Here is a 16,654-nt window from a genome sequence, read left to right as displayed (position 1 = left end):
TCACTCACGACGCAAACACCTCGAACCGCTCCGGCGCGTAGTCTCCCCGCGCCTCCACCACAAAACGCGCGCCCAGCTTATCGGCAACCGCCGCCTCGAAGGTTTTGAACGCCGCCGCCACGCCCGGCGAGCATCGCGCTGTCAGCCGCGCCCCCGGATCGGCCGCCTCCAGGGCCCGCGCCAGCGCCAGGGCCCGGGTCGAATCCTCCCGCAGAATCTCCAGCACCGGGGCCCGCCGGCGCGGCACGGTCAGCTCCATGGTCCCGAACCGGCTGATCGCCCCGATGGCGACGCCCGGATTGTCCGGCCCGAACGCCACCCGGGCGGCGTTGAGCAGCGCCGTGCCGTCATGCCCCCGCCCGACCAGGTCGAACACCACCAGCCCGCCCAGGCCCTTGAGCCGCAGCAGTCGCGCCGCTTCCGAGAGCGCCGCCAGATTGGCCGCCCGCGCCGCCCGCTTGGCCTCGTGGCCGGGCCGCTCGCCCAGATCGACATCGACCGCCGTCAGGGCCCGCGTCGTCTCGATGGCGATCGAGCCGCCGCCGGGCAGGCCATGCACCGTCTCCAGCGCCTGCGCCTCGGCCAGATCCGCCGCCCGCCGCGCCGCCGGTCCCTCGGTGATCGTATCGGTCTTGCCGATGGCCCGCAGCTCCGCGGCGATGCCCAGCGCCGGCGAGGTCACCCGCGGCGCCCCCTCCCCTGGTCCAACCAGGCTGAGCGTGGCTGCCTTGCCGGCGCGCGGTTCGCTCTTGATCGCCACCGTGACGGCCTGGCCCTCGACGATCCGCTCCATCTCGGGCTTGAGCGGCAGCAACCCCTCGGCCCCGCCGGCCAGCTCGACAAAGGCGCTGGCGAAGGCCCGCTCCACCTTGCGCACCCGCCCCACGCCCACCGCGCCGAGCGTCGTGGCCGGGTCGCCCCCGTCCCGCTCGATCAGCAGGTATTCCGGCCGGCCATCCAGGGTGACGACGCCGCGCGTCTGGCCGATGCCCCGGTCGAGGAAAAGCTTGCGGGTCATGCCCGCCACCCCAGCCCTGTCAGCAACCCCAGCGTCTCATACAGCGGCAACCCCACCACCGCCGTGAAACTGCCCGACAGGTCGGTGACGAACGCCCCGGCCCGCATATGGATTTTGTAGCCCCCCGCCGCGTCCCGCCAGTCCTCCGAGGCGATGAAGCCGTCCAGCTCCTGGTCGGTCAGCCGCTTGAACTTGAGCCGCGTCTCGGAGAGCCGCGTCGCGACCCGCCCGCCCGGCGCGAACACCGCCACCCCGGTCAGCACCCGGTGCGAGCGTCCCGACAGCAGCGACAGCATCGCCCGCGCCTCGGTTTCGTCGGCCGGCTTGTTCAAAATCCGCCGGCCCACCGCCACCAGGGTGTCGGCCCCCAGCACGAAGGCCTCCGGATGCCGTGCGGCCACGACCGCCGCCTTGCCCTTGGCTAGCCGCAGGGCCAGCAGCCGAGGCGTCTCGTCCTTGCCGGGCGTCTCGTCGATGTCGGCCGGCTCGACTGCGTCGGGGACCACCCCGACCTGGGCCAACAGCTGCAGCCGGCGCGGGCTGGCGCTGGCGAGAATCAAAGGCGCCTTCATCGCTGGCCCGGCTTCAGCCCGAGCCGCGAGGCCATCACCCGGTCCAGGCCGCGATGGCCCAGGATCATCCGCGGCAGGGTCCATTCGGTCAGCTGGTTACGCATGATGCGATAGCGGGTCTTGGGATGGCCGTCGGTCAGGCAGTGCCAGACCAGCTCGCCCACCGCCTCGGGCTTGAGCCCCTTGGCCCCGCTCGACAGCATATAGTCCCGCACCCTGCTCACGGCGGCGTGGAAGGGGGTGTTGGCGTAGCGCTCGAGCAGGGAATCGTCGCTGCCCTTGCTCCAGATCGGGGTGGCGATGGCGCCCGGCGCCACCACGATGACGTCGATCCCGAACAGCATCAGCTCGCGCCGCAGGCTCTGGCTGTAGCCCTCCAACGCATGCTTGGACGCCGAATAGGCCCCTACGAACGGCGAGCCGTTCTCGCCGCCCACCGAGCTGATCATCACGATCCGCCCGGGCGGCCCGGTGCGGTCGGGCTCGGCGCCCAGCAGCGGGGTGAAGGCCTGGGTGACGGTGTGCACCCCGATGAAGTTGACCTCGAACTGTTGGCGCAGCTCGTCGGCCGACAGATAGAGCAGCGGCCCGGGCGTCGCGACCCCAGCGTTGTTGACCAGCCCCATCAGCTTCTTGCCACCCAACGCCTTACCGACCGTGTCGGCGGCCGCCTGCACCGCCTTGGCGTCGGTGACGTCGAACAGCAGTGGGGTCACCCGGTCCCCGAACTCGGCCTTCAGCGAATCCGCATCCGCCTGCTTGCGCACCCCGGCGAACACGTGCGCCCCGGCGGCGGCCGCCTTGGCGACGCAGGCCCTGCCGATGCCGGTCGAAGCCCCGGTGACGACGACAGCGGGTCCAGAGGTCATGGACTTAGGTTCCTTGCTGGAATGGGAAGGCGCGGAGACTCAAGGCCCGCCACGGGACTCTAGCCCTTCCCCCGCTGGCGGGGGAAGTGGCCTGAGAGGCGCGGCATCGAAGGTCGTTGGGGGTCCTTGCAGGAGAGTCCGGTGCGCCGGCCGACGCCGTAAGGGCCCCCAACGACCCTCCAGCTTCGCTGTCGGCCCACTTCCCCCGCCAGCGGGGGAAGGGCTTTTACCCCCCAAACGTTTCCGTCCGCCCAAACCGCTCACGGATCCGGGCCTCCAGCCCGTCCCGCACCGCCCGGTACGCCTCCATCACCTGCTCTCGAGATCCCTGCACCAGGGTCGGGTCCATGGTCGGCCAGTATTCGATATCCACCGCCCGCCCCCGCGCCAGCTCCACCGCTCGGTGCTGCGCCTCGGGGCTCAAGGAAATCACCAGGTCGAAACTGTCATCCTCCAGGTCGCCGAAGGTCTTGGGCCTGAACCCCGTCAGGTCCGCCCCCAGTTCGTCCATGGCCGCCCAGGCGAACGGGTCGATCTCGCTCTCCCCCGGCTGGCGCCGCAGCCCGCACGAATCCACGAACACCCGCGTCCCGAAGGTCAGCTTCATCAGCGCCTCGGCCATCGGCGATCGGACCCGATTGAAGGTGCAGGCGAACAGCACCGCGCCGGGAAGCGCCACGCCTCAGCCTCGCCAGTGCAGCGCGCAGATCAGGGTGAAGAGGCGCCGGGCGGTCTCCAGGTCGGTGGCGATCTTGCCGGCCAGGCGCGCCTGCAGCAGACTCGAGCCCTCGTTGTGCAGGCCGCGCCGGCCCATATCCAGGGTCTCGATCTTCTGGGGCGTGGCGCCCCGGATAGCCTCGTAATAGCTGGCGCAGATCTCGAAATAGTCCTTGATCACCGTCCGGAACGGCGACAGCGAGAGCAGATGGGTGTGGTCATAGCCGGGCCCGGTGATGTGCAGCGCCAAGCGGTTCTCGATCAGGGCGATTTCCAGCGCGTACGGCCCGCTCTCGGCCCCCTCCGGCTGGAAATAGTTCTGCTCGGTCAGGTCGAAAATGGCGGTCTGCCGCTCCTGCTCCTGGTCGCGCGAAATGGCCCCCAGCGAATCCTCGTCGAGGACGACACTCTCCAGCCGGTGCCTTGAGCGCTCGTCGGTCATCGATTCAGCCGCATCGCCGCCGAGCGGGCATGGGCCGGCAAACCCTCCGCCTCGGCCAGCGCCACCACCGCAGGGCCCAGTTCGGCGAACGAGGCCGGGTCGCACTCGACGATCGACGTCCGCTTGAGGAAGTCGAACAGCGACAGCCCCGACTGGAACCGCGCCGCCCGGCTGGTCGGCAGCACATGGTTGGAGCCGGCGATGTAGTCGCCGATGGCCTCGGGCGTGTGTCGTCCCAGGAAGATGGCCCCGGCATGCCGCACCCGGTCGCCCAGGGTCCGCGGATTGTCGACCGCGAACTCGACGTGCTCAGGCGCGATCAGGTCGACCAGCCCCGGGCTCGCGTCCAGCGGCGCGATCACCACAGCTCCGTGATCGCGCCAGGACGCGGCCGCATCCTCGCCGGTGGCCAGAGTCTTCAGTTGCCCCTCGATGGCTGTCTCGACCGCCGCCGCGAAGACCTCATCGTCAGTGATCAGGATCGACTGCGCAGCAGGGTCGTGTTCCGCCTGGCTCAGCAAATCGGCGGCAATCCAGTCCGGGTCGTTGGCTCGGTCGGCCACCACCGCGATCTCAGACGGCCCCGCCAGCGCATCGATCCCGACCACGCCGTAGAGCCGCCGCTTGGCCGCCGTCACATAGGCGTTGCCCGGCCCGACGATCTTGTCGACCGGCCGGATCGGGCCCGCCCCGTAGGCCAACGCCGCCACAGCCTGCGCTCCGCCAATCCGCCAGATTTCAGTGACTCCGGCCGCCCGCGCCGCCGCCAGCACCGCCGGCTCCAGTCGCCCGGGCGGGGTCACCATGGCCACCCGCTCGACCCCCGCCGCCCTGGCCGGCACGCAGTTCATCAGCACCGTGGACGGATAGGCCGCCCGCCCGCCCGGCACATAGACCCCGACAGACTCCAGCGCTGTCCACCGCCAGCCCAGCTTGACGCCCAGACTGTCGGTCCACGCCTGGTCGGCGGGCCGCTGGCGGGCGTGGTAGTCGGCGATCCGAGCGGCGGCGAGGTCGATGGCCGCCAGCACATCCTCGGGACAGGCCGCGACGCCGGCGTCGATCTCGGCTTCGCTGACCCGGATCGTCGCCTCCGTCAGCTCGACCCGATCAAACCGGCGCGTATACTCCAGCACCGCCTCCAGCCCCCGCGCCTTCACATTGGCCAACACCTCGGCGGCGGCTGCGTCCACATCGGCGGGCGACCCCCGCCGCTCCTCCAGGAACGCGGCGAAGGTCTCGGCGAAGTCGGGGCTGTCGTGATGAAACCGGCGCATGTCGCCCCGGCCTTAGCGCATCCGGGCAGGCAGGCGAAAGGCGAATCCTCCCCACGCCTACCCCATCCCGGAGTGTTCAATCGGCGTGGGCGGTTTCAGGCCGGCGGCCCGAACCAAGTGGTCAGCGCCTCGGCAAGCCCCGCGTCACCGCCCTCCCCCACCCAGGCCACATACCCGTCCGGCCGGATCAGCACGGCGGCCGGCGCGCTCACCGCCCCCAGCACCGGCAGCTCCCACACTCCGTCGTACCGGCCCCGCACCGACCGCACCCGATCCGCCCACGGCCCGATGTCCAGCTCGCCCTCGTCCAGGTTCAGCAGCACCGGCCGCGCCTCGTGCAGCAGGCTGTACACCCGCGACCCACCCTCCAGCGCCAGGTCCGGCATCCGCCGCCCCAGCAGCGGGTGCCCCTCGCCCAGGTCGTAGCGGATATCCAGGCCCGACAGCGTGCCGGCCATGCTCTTGCGGGCCGCGTCCAGGCCCAGCAGCTCGGCCACGGTCTCGCGCAGGGCCACCGTGCGTTCGTCCTGCCGGCGCAACGCCACCGAGGCCATGGTCTTGCGCAGCACCCGGGCTCCGACCGGGTGGCGCTCGGCGTGATAGGTGTCGAGCAGGCTGTCGGGCGAGACCCCCTTGACCACCTGGGCCAGCTTCCAGCCCAGGTTCACGGCATCCTGCACCCCGGTGTTGAGACCCATGCCGCCATCCGGCGAATGCACATGCGCCGCGTCGCCGGCCAGCAGCACCCGGCCCTGGCGGTAGGTCGCCGCCTGCCGGCTCATGTCGCTGAACCGCGAGATGAATGTCGGGCTGTGGGCCCCGAAGTCGGTCCCCCAGACGGCGATCAGCGCGGCGCTGAGGTCGGCCAGAGTGGGATCGCGGGTCTCCACCCGGGCCTCGGTGACCATGACCCGCACCGGCCCCGTATCGGCGTAGACGATCTCGCCGTCCTTGATCTGGTAGTCCACCCGGCCCAGACCGTGGACGCCCAGGGCGTCCCGGCGCATGCCCAGTTCCGGCTGGACCGCCATTTCGACCTCGGCGATCAGGCTGCTGCTGGTCGGGTCCCAGCCGGGGAAGTCGATGCCCGCCGCCTTGCGGACCACGCTGCGCCCGCCGTCGCACCCAACCAGGTACTGCGCCCGCAGCGTCCGACCATCCCCCAGGCTGAGATCGACCCCATCGTCGTCCTGGGTGAAGCCCATGACCTCCTGGCCGCGATGGATCGGAACGCCCAGTTCCTCCACCCACTCGGCCAGCAGGCGTTCCACATGGTTCTGCCACAGGCCCAGGGTGTAGTTGTGCCGGGTCGGAAAGTCGCTCATGTCCAGGTGGATCAGAGCGAAACCGGTGGCCTGGGACGTCTGTCCCTCCGCCAGGAACCGCTCGACGACGCCGCGCTGGTCCAACGCCTCCAGCGTCCGCGCATGCAGCCCCCCGGCCCGCGAGCCGGCCAGCGCCTGGCTGGTCCGCCGCTCGACGATGCCCACATCCACTCCCGCCAGGGCCAGTTCGGCCGCCAGCATCAGCCCGCTCGGGCCCGCGCCCACGATCAAGACGTCCGTCATATCCGCTCCCTTGGCTGTCGCTGAGGGCTCGGAAACCTAAGAATAATTCGCGGCGGGGCAATTCTTGAACTTTATTAGTTCAGCCCCATCTCCAGGTCAGGCGGGAGGCCCAATCAGTCCTCATGCCCCGGCGTTCGCGGCGTTGGCCAGGGCGCGGTCAGATCCGCCAGCACCGCGTCCACGCACTCCACGCTGGCCCGCAGGTCCCCGCCGCCAGCGAAGGTGAACACCACCGTCCCCCCCGGCGCCTCGCCCGGTTCAAAGCTCAGCGCGAGTAGCTCCACCACCGCCCGCCGCGCCTCGCGCCGCAAGCGCCGCGACTGCACGCTCATCACGCCGCCCAGCTGCAACCCGCAGCGCACCCGCTCTCCGGGCGCCTCCCAGCGGTAGCGGTTCAGCGTGACGGTCAGCCGCCGCGCCGCCGCCTCGAAGCGGATATCGCCGATCGTCGTCACCGCGTCCTGCAGCATCGAGGAAATGAGCTTCAGGTCGTCCTCGTCCAGCGCGATCAGCCGGATCGGTTCAGGCTTGTGCATCACTCGGTCTCTTCGACGCCTTCCGGCCCCTGGATCCGGCGGATATCGGCGCCGCAGGCGCTGAGCTTCTCCTCCAGCCGCTCGAAGCCGCGGTCCAGGTGATAGACCCTGGAGACCGTTGTCTCGCCCCGCGCCACCAGCCCGGCGATCACCAGCCCGACCGAGGCCCGCAGGTCCGTCGCCATGACCGGCGCCCCCTCCAGCCGCTCGACCCCGCGCACCCGCGCCTCGCGACCGCTGACGGTGATGTCGGCTCCCAGCCTGGACAGCTCGGCGGCGTGCATGAAGCGGTTCTCGAAGATGGTCTCCTTGAAGACGCTCTCACCCTCGGCCAGCGACATCAGCGCCATGAACTGGGCCTGCAGGTCGGTGGCGAAGCCGGGATAAGGGGCGGTCTCGATGTCGACCGCCTTCAGCCGCGCGCCGTTGCGGCGGACGATCAGGCCGTCGTTGGTTCGCTCGATATCGGCCCCGGCCTCTTCCAGTTTCTCGATCAGGGCGTCGATCAGGTGGGCGCGGGTGCGGGTCAGCCTGACCTCGCCGCCGGCCATGGCCGCGGCCACGGCGAAGGTGCCGGTCTCGATGCGATCGGGGATGACGCTGTGGGTCACGCCCTCCAGGCGGCTGACGCCCTGGATGAGGATGGTCGGGGTTCCCGCCCCCTCGATCCTGGCCCCCATCTTGATCAGGCACTCGGCCAGGTCGTCGATCTCGGGCTCGCAGGCGGCGTTCTTCAGCACCGTCTCGCCCCTGGCCAGCACGGCGGCCATCAGGGCGTGCTCGGTGGCGCCGACCGACACCATCGGAAACTCGATCTCCGCGCCCTTCAGCCCGCGCGGAGCCTGGGCGTAGACATAGCCCTCATGCATGTCGATGCGCGCGCCCAGGGCCTCCAGCGCCTTGAGATGCAGATCGACCGGCCGCCCGCCGATGGCGCAGCCGCCCGGCAGCGAGACCTTGGCGTGACCGGTCCGGGCGATCAGCGGCCCCAGCACGTTGAAGCTGGCCCGCATCTGGCGGACCAGGTCGTAGGGGGCGATCGACGAGACGATCTCGGGCGTGTGCAACAGGGTCTCGGGCCCGTCCGGCCCGTCGCTTTCGACGACCGAGGTTCCCAGCCGCTGCAGCAGCTTGCCCAGGAACCTGGTGTCGGCCAGGCGCGGCATGTTGGTCAGACGGACCGGCTGGTCGGTCAGCAGGCTGGCGGCCATCAGCTTGATGGCGGAATTCTTGGCGCCGCTGATCGGGATTTCTCCGTTCAGCCGGCCGCCGCCGACAATGGCGATACGGTCCATTCGAGGGGCTTCTTGCTCTGGGTCCGGGCGTGTGGGGAAATCCGCCGGTCTGTCCCTGTCCCGGCGGAAGCCTATGTGAGGCGCGGCTTCTATCCAGCGCAAGAGGGACGCGCCAGAGGAACTGTCAAATTGGCGTCAGCCCACAGAAAATCACGACGCCTCACCCTCGTCCTTCGCCTTCGCCCCCGCCTTCCGCCGCCGCAGATTCGCCCGCAGCGCCTTGGCCAGTTCCGCCTCGCGCCTGGCCTTCTCGGCCAGGGTCGGCTCGGTCACATGATGCGGTTTTCGGGGCCGGGGCGGCTGCATATCCAAGGGGTGCGACGATGGCGCAGCCCGGTCAAGCGTCACTTATTTCCATTTAGCCCTTCCCCCCCGCCCCGACATTGGCTATCAGGCCCGCCTTCCAGTGCCGCCGTAGCTCAGTGGTAGAGCGCATCCTTGGTAAGGCTGAGGTCGACAGTTCAATCCTGTCCGGCGGCACCATTCTCCCCCTAGCTTCCAGCGGAAGCAGGGCGGGCGTTCACCATCATCCCCCCGATCTCCTTGACCAGCTTGGCCGCCACCGTCGCGGTCATGCCGCCGAGGTCACAGCGGGGGTTGTACTCGACGATGTCGGCGCCCACGATCGGGGCATCGATGCTCTGGATCAGCTCGATCACCTGCCGCGTCGTCAGCCCGCCCGGCTCGCGGTGCGAGACGCCCGGGGCGCAGCTGGGGTCCAGGCCGTCGAGGTCGAGCGAGATGTAGACCGGGCCGTCGAACCTCAGCTTCGGCAGCGGCGAGCAATGCCGCGCCTCGATAGCCTCGACCCCGAAGCGCTCGAACTGGGCCCGGTGATCAGGGTGGATGGCCCGCAGCCCGACCTGGACCAGCCGGCTGGCCAGCCCCTGTTCCATGATCCGCGCGAAGGGCGAGGCGTGGCTGCGCGGGTTGTCCTGATAGGCGTCGTAGAGGTCGGGATGGGCGTCGATATGCAGGATGCTCACCGGCCCATGCCGCCGGTGCACGCTCATAAGGATCGGCCAGGTCACCGCATGGTCGCCGCCCAGCGTGATCAGCGGATGCCCCGGCTCCAGGGCCGCCGCCACCGCCAACTCGATGGCCGTCCAGGGATCGCCCCCATCGTCGAAGGCCACATCGCCATGGTCGAGGATCACCCCGTCCGCCAGCAGGTCGACCCCGGTCTCGCTCGAGCCGCCATAGCAGTCGGAAAAAAGTTCGGCCCGGATCAGCGGCGGCGCCTCCGCCGGGCCGCGCATGAAGGAGGAGTTGCCGTCGTGTGGGACGCCGAGGAGCGAGAGCTTGGTCATGGACCCGGTCTACTTCACCCGCGCGCACGGCTGAACCCCACCAGCAGCGCCAACCCGATCAGCCCCGCCGCGACGGTGAAGGCCGCGCCCATCCCCGCCGCCGCGAACACCGCCCCCATCGCCGAGGCCCCGGTGATCAGGCCAAGGTTGCGCGACAGGCTGAGCATCCCCGACACCACCCCGCGCCAGTCCGCCGCCACGTCCCGCATGACGCTGGCGTTGTTGGCCGCCTGGAAGAGGGCGTAGCTGGCGGTGACCACGGCGATGGCGGCGACGTAGCCGGCGGGACCGAGGCCCACCGGCAGGTTGGCCAGGGCCAGCAGGCCGATGGCCATGCCGCCCAGGCCGACCAGGATCATCCATCCGGACCCGAAGCGGTCGACCAGGCGTCCGGCCGGCGCGCCGGTCAGGGCGGCGACCAGGGGGCCGGCGGACATCACCAGGCCCACCAAGGCCGGGGCCAAGCCCAGGGTCTGGGAGAGATGGAAGGGGCCGACGACCAGCGTGGCCATCATCACCGTCGAGACCAGGGCGCTCATGATCAGGCCAGAACCACTCCCGCCCAGCATGGCCAGGTTCAGCAGCGGCGAGCGGCTCCAGCGTTGGGAGAGGACGAACAGCGCCGCCCCCACGCCCGCCGCGCCCAACATCGGCCAGCCGCCGCCGGTCATCGCCAGGGCGTAGGCGCCCAGGGTCAGGGCCAGCAGGGCCGCGCCCAGCGTGTCGAACCTCGCCCGGCCAGCCACGGGACGGTCGGCCGGCAGGGCCTTCCAGGCCAGCCACAGGTTCAGCAAACCCAGCGGCAGGTTGACCAGGAAGATCGACCGCCAGCCCAGCCCCGCGATCATCATCCCACCCAGGGCCGGCCCCAGCGTCGTGCCGACCGCCGACATCGTCCCCAGCAAACCCATGGCCGCGCCCAGCCGGGCCTTGGGAACCGTCTCCCCGGCCATGGCCATGCTCAGGGCCAGCATCACCGCCGCCCCCAGCCCCTGCAGCGCGCGGGCGGCCACCAGCCATCCCAAACCCGGCGCCAGGCCGCACGCCAGCGAGGCCGCCGTGAACAGGCCGATGCCGCCCAGCAGCAGTCGCCTGCGCCCGACCAGGTCGCCCAATCGACCGGCCCCGACGATCAGGCTGGTGATGGCCAGCAGATAGGCCAGCACGATCCACTGCACCGCCGCGAACGGCACCCCGAACGCCTGCTGCAGGCTGGGCAGCGCCACATTGGCGATGCTGGTGTCCAGCGACGGCGTCAGCATCGACAGCGCCAGCCCCGCCAGCGCCCACCGGGTCGGTGATTTTTCCTGATATTCAACAGCTTGTAGCGACATCGGCCCCATTCCTTCGGCTCCCGGATGGAGCAGGCAGACGCTAGGCGCGGGCTTGATATGGCGGAACACGCACCATTCGCATTGTATTCGTGCGTCTAACGCCATCCGCCATGCTAGCCTCGCGCCCATGACCGACCTCAACCTGCTGACCGCCCTGGACGTGCTGCTGGCCGACGGCAGCGTGGCCGGCGCCGCCCGCCGGCTGCGGCTCAGCCCCTCGGCCATGAGCCGCACCCTGGCCCGCCTGCGCGAGGCGACCGGCGATCCTCTACTGGTCCGGGCCGGCCGGGGCCTGGTTCCCACGCCCCGGGCGCTGGAACTGCGGGCCGAGGTCGGGCCGCTTGTCGAGGCGGCGCGGGCGGCCCTCGGCCCGGTCCAAGCCCTGGATCTGACCCGCCTGACCCGCACCTTCACCATCCGGGCGCGCGAGGGATTCGTGGAGACCTTCGGCCCCGCCCTCATCGCCCGCCTGGCCCGCGAGGCGCCCGGCGCTCGCCTGCGCTTCCTGGCCAAGCCCGACCGCAGCACCGAGCCCCTGCGCACTGGCGAGGTCGATCTGGAGACCGGCGTGGTCGGCCCCGCCACCGGCCCGGAGGTCCGCGCCCAGCTGCTGTTCCGCGACCACTTTGTCGCCGCTGTCCGCCCCGGCCATCCGCTGGCGCAGGACCCCGCCCGCTATGCCGCCGGCCGCCATGTGCTGGTCTCGCTGAGTGGTCAGGAGGGCGGCCCGATCGACGAGGCCCTGGCCCCCGCCGTCCGCGACATCGCCGTCATCGTCAGCGGCTACGCCGCCGCCCTGGCGCTGGCCCGCGGCGCCGACTTGATCGCCACCGTCCCGGGCCGCCACACCGCCACCCTCCGCGAGGGCCTCATCACCCTGCCCCTGCCCTTCGAAACCCCGGAAATCCCCCTTTCCCTCCTCTGGCACCCCCGCCTCGACGCCGACCCGGCGCACCGCTGGCTGCGGGGCTGTGTGCGGGAGGTGTGCGGGGCCGGCGCAACGTCATAACGCCGCTCCCGCCGACGCCAGAATCGCCGGACACTGGCCCCCACTCATCGAGGGCCCTCATGGCCGACAACACCGAACGCACCGTCATCGGCATCGCCAAGTTCGTGGCCTATGTCATCGGCTGGCTGGTCGTGGCGGTGATCATCTTCCGTTTTGCCGTGCCGGCCCTGTGGGGCTCGCGCTCGGACCTCGGCCTGATCGCCGCGCCTCTGGCCGGCGCCGCCGGCGTGGCGCTGCTGGCCTGGCTTGGCCTCATCTTCTACCGCGACCTGCGAAAGACCTTCCAATGACCGCTCAAAACCCCGGCCGTTCCAATCCCATGCGATCGGCCTTCCGATGGGGCGGGGGTGTTCTTGTCCTGCTGCTGCTCCTGCTGCTGGGCTCCTGCGGCATCGGCATGGTCGGCTCGGTGATCCAGCCGGGCGATGTGGGGGTCAAGATCAAGACCCTGGGCACCGCCGCCGGGGTCGATCCCAAGCCCTATCCCTCGGGATGGAACTTCAAGGGGCTGGGCGAGCACTTCGTCGAATACCCGGTCATCGAGCGCACCTACACCTATACCCGCGAGGCCGACGCGCGCGGGACCGAGAACGAAGAAATCACCTTCGCCGACAACAACGCCCTCTCCATGACCGCCGACGTGCAGCTGGTGCTGCAGGTCAATCCCAGCGCCGCCCCGGCCCTCTACAAGCGCTGGCGCCTGAGCTTCGACGACCTGCTCGACACCCCTATCCGCAACGACGTGCGCACCGCCATCGCCGCCGAAGCCGAGAAGGTGCCGGTGCAGTTCCTCTACCAGGGCGGCCGCCAGGAGGTGATCCGCAAGGCCCTGACCCGCATCCAGGCCAAGTGGGAGCCGCAGGGCGTCCATATCAGCCAGCTCGACTGGATCGGCCCGATCCGCTACCCCGAGGTGATCACCCAGTCGATCCAGGCCACCACCAAGGCCAATGCCGACCGCGTCGCCGCCGAGGCCAAGGTGGCCGTCGCCACCGCCAACGCCGACGCCCAGATCGCCACCGCCAAGGGGGAGGCCGAGTCCATCCGCCTGCGCGGCGAGGCTCTGCGCTCCAGTCCGGAAGTGGTGCAGCAGATCTATGCCCAGCGCTCGGCCGGCCTGTGCCCGCCGGGGACCAAGACCTGCATCATCGGGGCGGGGGCCTGGGGTCTGGTGCCGGGGGCGGACGCGGACAAGTAGGCGGGGCGCCTACCCCCGATACCGCGCCGGCGTTTCCCCGAACGTCCGCTTGAAAGCGGCGATGAAGGCGCTGGAGCTCTGGTAGCCGGCTTCCAGCGCCGTCTCGGTGACCGAGGCGCCGCGGCTGAGCGCTGCGACCGCCTGCTGCAGCCGGGCCCGGCCCCGCCAGGCCTCCAGCGACAGTCCCGTCTCAGCCAAAAACAGCCGCTGCAGCGTGCGCAGCGACGCCCCCGAGCCCCGCGCCAGGGCCGCGAACCCGGTCCGAGCCCCGGGCTCGGCCAGCAGGCGGTCGGCGAAGGCCCGGGCTCGGGAATCGGCCGGCAGGGGCAGTTCCAGCGGCGCGGTCTGGCTGGCCGCCAGCAGGTCCAGCAGCAGCCCCTCCAGCCGGACGTGGGCCGGATCGTCCAGGTCCAGCCTCTGCAGGGCCACGATGTGCAGGATCAGCTCGCGCAGCAGCGGCGAGACCTCGATGGCCCGGCAGGCGGACAGCCGGGAGCCATCGCCATCGGACGCCAGATACAGAGTCCGCATCGCCACCGTCCCGCGCATCTCGATCTCGTGCGGCGTGCCCGCCGGCGCCCAGATGGCCCGGGTTGGAGGGACCAGCCAAGCAGTGTCCGGCGTCGAGACTCGCATCGTCCCGCTGGCCGCATAGACCAGCTGGCCCCACGGGTGGGTGTGACGATCCAGCCGGTGACCGTCCTGGAAGGTCATCGCCAAGCCTCGCACGGGATAGCCGTCAGGGTCGCGGTAGATGTGGCGCGTGAGAGACATAAGTCGTCAGACTAGCGCAAGTGCGCCGCCTCGCGAAGGCCTAGCCTCCGGGTCGAAACGGAGAACCGCTGATGAGTATCCTCGCCGACCCGCCCCTTGAGGCCCAGATCGCCGCCCTCCATGCCGCCAGCCAGGCCCAGGAGGCCGAAACCTTCCGCTATTTCGGCGAGCGGGCCCAGAAAGGCGATCTCTCCTGGGACGGCCTGGACGCCGACGCCAACCGCTTCATGGCCGACAAACTGGTGGCGCTCGAACCCTTGAAAGCCGAGTTCTGCCATCTGCTCTGCCGCTCGCTGGGCGCCAGGCGGGTGGTCGAGGTCGGCACCAGTTTCGGCGTCTCGACCCTCTACCTGGCCGCCGCTGTGCGCGCCAACGGCGGCGGCGCGGTGATCGCCACCGAGTACGAGCCGGCCAAGGCCGCCCAGGCCCGGGCCAACTTCGCCGCCGCCGGCCTGGAGGCCTTCATCGACCTGCGCGAAGGCGACCTGCGCGAAACTCTGAAGGTCATCGAGGGCCCGGTCGACTTCGTGCTGATGGACATCTGGACCGAGATGGCCCGCCCGGCCCTGGAGCTGATCGCCCCGCACCTGCGGCCCGGCGCCCTGGTCGTGGCCGACAACACCGCCCAGTTCCGCCACGCCTATCGCCACTTCTTCGACTACATCGCCGACCCCGGAAATGGCCTACGCAGTCTGACCCTGCCCTTCGACGGCGGGCTGGAGGTGGTGATCAAGCTCTGAGCGGCCACAAATAGTTCACCAGGACCGGTCCAAATCGGCGTTCACTGTCGTCTCAGCTGGACGACAACGGAGACGCCCATGACCGCCGCCGCTCTCGGTAACGAAGCCAGCCCCTGGACCCTGACCACCCCCAGCGGCGGGTCGGAATACCAGGCCTGGCACGATCCGACCTCCACCCCGCCCACGCTGGTGGTCCAGGTCGGCAAGACCCAGCTGCGCTACGACTTCCGCTGCATCGAGGACCTGACCGCCATGCTGCACGCGCACGGCGACTGGATGCCGCTCGGCGGCGCCGACGAACAGAAGCCGGCCGCCGAGGGCACGGTCGAGGCCTGGGCCCGCTCGGCGGAGAACCCCGTGGGCGGCTGGTACGGTCTGAAGAAGGGCCTGCGCGGCCGCTTCGCCCATTATGTGCCGCCCGTGCTGGAGCGGCTGGGGCTGGCCGAGGTGGAGCACATGCCGAAGAACAATCGGATGCGGGCGCGCTGACTCCGGGAGGCTGGCCTACCCGTCAGCAACCTGTCACATGGCCAGAGCATGGTCCGCCGCATGTCCCTCTCCCGCCGCTCCCTGCTCTCGGCCTCCGCCGTGGGCCTGGCCTTCACCGGCCTCGCCCGCCTGGCCCAGGCCCAGACCCCGCCACCAAAGCTCGACGCCGCCCAGATCCAGGCCGACCCCTATCTCAGCGAGGTCACCGCCTACGGCCCGCTGAAGGCCGACCCGGCCGGCGTCTTCGATCTGCCGGAGGGCTTTTCCTACACGGTGGTCTCCTCGGCGACCGACGCCATGAGCGATGGCCTGGTCACCCCGCACAAGTTCGACGGCATGGCCTGTTTCGGCCTGGACGGCGACCGGGTGATCCTGACCCGCAACCACGAACTCAAGCTGACCGATCTCGACCTGGGCAGGGGCGCCTTCGGGACCGGCCAGGCCCTGGCCAACAAGACCGACGCCGCCCGGGTCTATGACCGCACGCCCCAGGGCCTGTTGCTCCCCGGCGGCGTCACCCGCGTCACCTACGACCTCAAGGCCCGCCGGATCGTCGACCAGCACCTGGCCCTGGCCGGGACCATGGTCAACTGCGCCGGGGGACCGACGCCCTGGGGCTCGTGGCTGAGCTGCGAGGAAACCCTGCAGGGCGCCGGCGACAAGACCGGCAAGTCGCATGGCTGGGTGTTCGAGGTTCCGGCCGGCGCCCAGGGCCTGGTCGACCCCGTTCCGCTGACCGGGCTTGGCCGGTTCAAGCACGAGGCCGCCGCCGTCGATCCGCGCACGGGCGTGGTCTATCTGACCGAAGACCAGGCGGACGGCCTCTTCTACCGCTTCCTGCCCAACGACCGCCGCGACCTGGCCAAGGGCGGCCGGCTGCAGGCCCTGGGCTTCAAGGACGAACCCAGCGGCGACAGCCGCAACTGGAGCGGCGCGACCTGGACGCAGGGCCAGCGCCGCGAGACGATCTGGATCGACCTCGATGGGACCGACAACCCGAACGAGGATCTGGCCCTGCGCGGCCACGCCGCCGGCGCCGCCTGGTTCGCCCGGGGCGAGGGCCTCTTCCACGGCGGCGGCGAGATCTTCTTCACCTGCACCAGCGGCGGGCCGCAGAGGCTGGGCCAGATCATGCGCTACCGTCCCTCACCCCACGAGGGCCAGGGCGGCGAAAAGGATCATCCCGGCCGACTTCAGCTCTTCGTCGAGCCGCGGGATCGGCAGGTGATGAACATGTGCGACAACATCGCTGTCTCGCCCTGGGGCCATCTGGTGGTCTGCGAGGACAAGGTCGGCGGGGTCAACTATCTCAAGGCGGTGACGCCCAAGGGGAAGATCTACACCCTGGGCCGTAACGCCCGGCCCGGCGCCGGCGATGTCGGGGTCAATTCCGAACTGGCGGGGGTGTGCTTCTCACCGGATGGCACGACGATGTTCGTCAACGTGTATTTCCCGGGGGTGACGCTGGCGATCACCGGGCCGTGGGGGCGGTTCAAGGGCTGAGCC

General features: G+C 70.5%; 19 protein-coding genes and 1 tRNA gene. 7 read left to right on the top strand and 13 right to left on the bottom strand.

What is annotated here, in order from left to right:
* Window positions 1-4: 4 nt before the first annotated feature.
* The 10 genes from QO010_RS01785 to QO010_RS01740 all read right to left on the bottom strand — a co-directional run bounded on the left by QO010_RS01785 (window position 5) and on the right by QO010_RS01740 (window position 8,567).
* Window positions 5-1,018, bottom strand: a complete 1,014-nt coding sequence (locus QO010_RS01785) for a ribonuclease E/G (protein ID WP_307345138.1) — start codon at window positions 1,016-1,018, stop codon at window positions 5-7.
* Window positions 1,015-1,590, bottom strand: coding sequence for a Maf family protein (locus QO010_RS01780; protein WP_307345135.1), 576 nt, complete (start codon window positions 1,588-1,590; stop codon window positions 1,015-1,017). Before QO010_RS01780 ends, QO010_RS01785 begins: the two co-directional genes overlap by 4 nt.
* Window positions 1,587-2,459, bottom strand: a complete 873-nt coding sequence (locus QO010_RS01775; protein WP_307345132.1) for an SDR family NAD(P)-dependent oxidoreductase — start codon at window positions 2,457-2,459, stop codon at window positions 1,587-1,589. Before QO010_RS01775 ends, QO010_RS01780 begins: the two co-directional genes overlap by 4 nt.
* A gap of 226 nt (window positions 2,460-2,685) precedes the next feature.
* A complete protein-coding gene (locus QO010_RS01770; RefSeq protein WP_307345129.1) occupies window positions 2,686-3,138 on the bottom strand; it encodes an arsenate-mycothiol transferase ArsC in 453 nt (150 codons plus the stop codon).
* A 3-nt stretch (window positions 3,139-3,141) separates the two neighbouring features.
* Entirely contained in the window at window positions 3,142-3,618 is a 477-nt protein-coding gene (locus QO010_RS01765) for a UPF0262 family protein (protein WP_307345126.1), read from the bottom strand.
* Window positions 3,615-4,895, bottom strand: coding sequence for a histidinol dehydrogenase (gene hisD, locus QO010_RS01760; protein ID WP_307345123.1), 1,281 nt, complete (start codon window positions 4,893-4,895; stop codon window positions 3,615-3,617). The genes QO010_RS01765 and hisD overlap by 4 nt, the downstream gene beginning before the upstream one ends.
* Before the next feature lie 95 nt (window positions 4,896-4,990).
* Window positions 4,991-6,463: an FAD-dependent monooxygenase gene (locus tag QO010_RS01755; RefSeq protein ID WP_307345120.1), complete on the bottom strand. Its 1,473-nt coding sequence runs from the start codon at window positions 6,461-6,463 to the stop codon at window positions 4,991-4,993.
* A gap of 113 nt (window positions 6,464-6,576) precedes the next feature.
* Entirely contained in the window at window positions 6,577-6,999 is a 423-nt protein-coding gene (locus QO010_RS01750; RefSeq protein ID WP_307345117.1) for a DUF2948 family protein, read from the bottom strand.
* On the bottom strand, window positions 6,999-8,294 hold the full coding sequence (gene murA / locus QO010_RS01745) for a UDP-N-acetylglucosamine 1-carboxyvinyltransferase (protein ID WP_307345114.1): 1,296 nt from the start codon (window positions 8,292-8,294) through the stop codon (window positions 6,999-7,001). The genes QO010_RS01750 and murA overlap by 1 nt, the downstream gene beginning before the upstream one ends.
* A gap of 150 nt (window positions 8,295-8,444) precedes the next feature.
* Window positions 8,445-8,567, bottom strand: coding sequence for a hypothetical protein (locus tag QO010_RS01740; protein WP_307345111.1), 123 nt, complete (start codon window positions 8,565-8,567; stop codon window positions 8,445-8,447).
* A 135-nt stretch (window positions 8,568-8,702) separates the two neighbouring features.
* Between QO010_RS01740 and QO010_RS01735 the strand changes: the two genes are divergently transcribed.
* A tRNA-Thr gene (locus QO010_RS01735) sits at window positions 8,703-8,777 on the top strand.
* Window positions 8,778-8,785: 8 nt separating this feature from the next.
* Here QO010_RS01735 and QO010_RS01730 read toward each other — a convergent pair.
* Window positions 8,786-9,604 carry an agmatinase family protein gene (locus QO010_RS01730; protein WP_307345108.1) on the bottom strand — a complete coding sequence of 273 codons (819 nt, stop codon included), beginning with the start codon at window positions 9,602-9,604 and terminating at the stop codon, window positions 8,786-8,788.
* A 14-nt stretch (window positions 9,605-9,618) separates the two neighbouring features.
* Window positions 9,619-10,938, bottom strand: coding sequence for an MFS transporter (locus QO010_RS01725; protein WP_307345105.1), 1,320 nt, complete (start codon window positions 10,936-10,938; stop codon window positions 9,619-9,621).
* Between the two features lie 127 nt (window positions 10,939-11,065).
* On the opposite strand from QO010_RS01725, the gene QO010_RS01720 reads away from it, so the two are divergent.
* Genes QO010_RS01720 through QO010_RS01710 form a run of 3 tightly spaced genes read left to right on the top strand, consistent with a single transcriptional unit; the run spans window position 11,066 to window position 13,145 of the window.
* Complete coding sequence (locus tag QO010_RS01720) at window positions 11,066-11,947, top strand: LysR family transcriptional regulator (RefSeq protein WP_307345102.1); 882 nt, start codon at window positions 11,066-11,068, stop codon at window positions 11,945-11,947.
* 59 nt (window positions 11,948-12,006) lie between these two features.
* On the top strand, window positions 12,007-12,237 hold the full coding sequence (locus QO010_RS01715) for a hypothetical protein (protein ID WP_307345098.1): 231 nt from the start codon (window positions 12,007-12,009) through the stop codon (window positions 12,235-12,237).
* On the top strand, window positions 12,234-13,145 hold the full coding sequence (locus QO010_RS01710) for an SPFH domain-containing protein (RefSeq protein ID WP_307345096.1): 912 nt from the start codon (window positions 12,234-12,236) through the stop codon (window positions 13,143-13,145). The genes QO010_RS01715 and QO010_RS01710 overlap by 4 nt, the downstream gene beginning before the upstream one ends.
* A 9-nt stretch (window positions 13,146-13,154) precedes the next feature.
* Here QO010_RS01710 and QO010_RS01705 read toward each other — a convergent pair whose 3' ends face one another.
* Window positions 13,155-13,919 (bottom strand): AraC family transcriptional regulator, encoded by a 765-nt coding sequence (locus QO010_RS01705; protein WP_307345093.1) that lies wholly within the window; start codon window positions 13,917-13,919, stop codon window positions 13,155-13,157.
* Between the two features lie 71 nt (window positions 13,920-13,990).
* On the opposite strand from QO010_RS01705, the gene QO010_RS01700 reads away from it, so the two are divergent.
* From QO010_RS01700 to QO010_RS01690, 3 genes are all read left to right on the top strand, one after another.
* Window positions 13,991-14,659, top strand: coding sequence for an O-methyltransferase (locus QO010_RS01700; RefSeq protein ID WP_307345090.1), 669 nt, complete (start codon window positions 13,991-13,993; stop codon window positions 14,657-14,659).
* A gap of 78 nt (window positions 14,660-14,737) precedes the next feature.
* Window positions 14,738-15,148, top strand: coding sequence for a DUF6855 family protein (locus tag QO010_RS01695; RefSeq protein WP_307345088.1), 411 nt, complete (start codon window positions 14,738-14,740; stop codon window positions 15,146-15,148).
* A 60-nt stretch (window positions 15,149-15,208) separates the two neighbouring features.
* The gene (locus QO010_RS01690) at window positions 15,209-16,651 is read left to right on the top strand and encodes an alkaline phosphatase PhoX (protein ID WP_307345085.1); all 1,443 of its coding nucleotides are present in this window, start codon (window positions 15,209-15,211) and stop codon (window positions 16,649-16,651) included.
* Window positions 16,652-16,654 lie beyond the last annotated feature (3 nt).

Source organism: Caulobacter ginsengisoli (assembly GCF_030814835.1).
In the GTDB taxonomy this organism is placed as follows: domain Bacteria; phylum Pseudomonadota; class Alphaproteobacteria; order Caulobacterales; family Caulobacteraceae; genus Caulobacter; species Caulobacter ginsengisoli.
The sequence above is the reverse complement of the archived record's forward strand: the minus strand, read 5'-3'. Positions and strand labels throughout refer to the sequence as shown.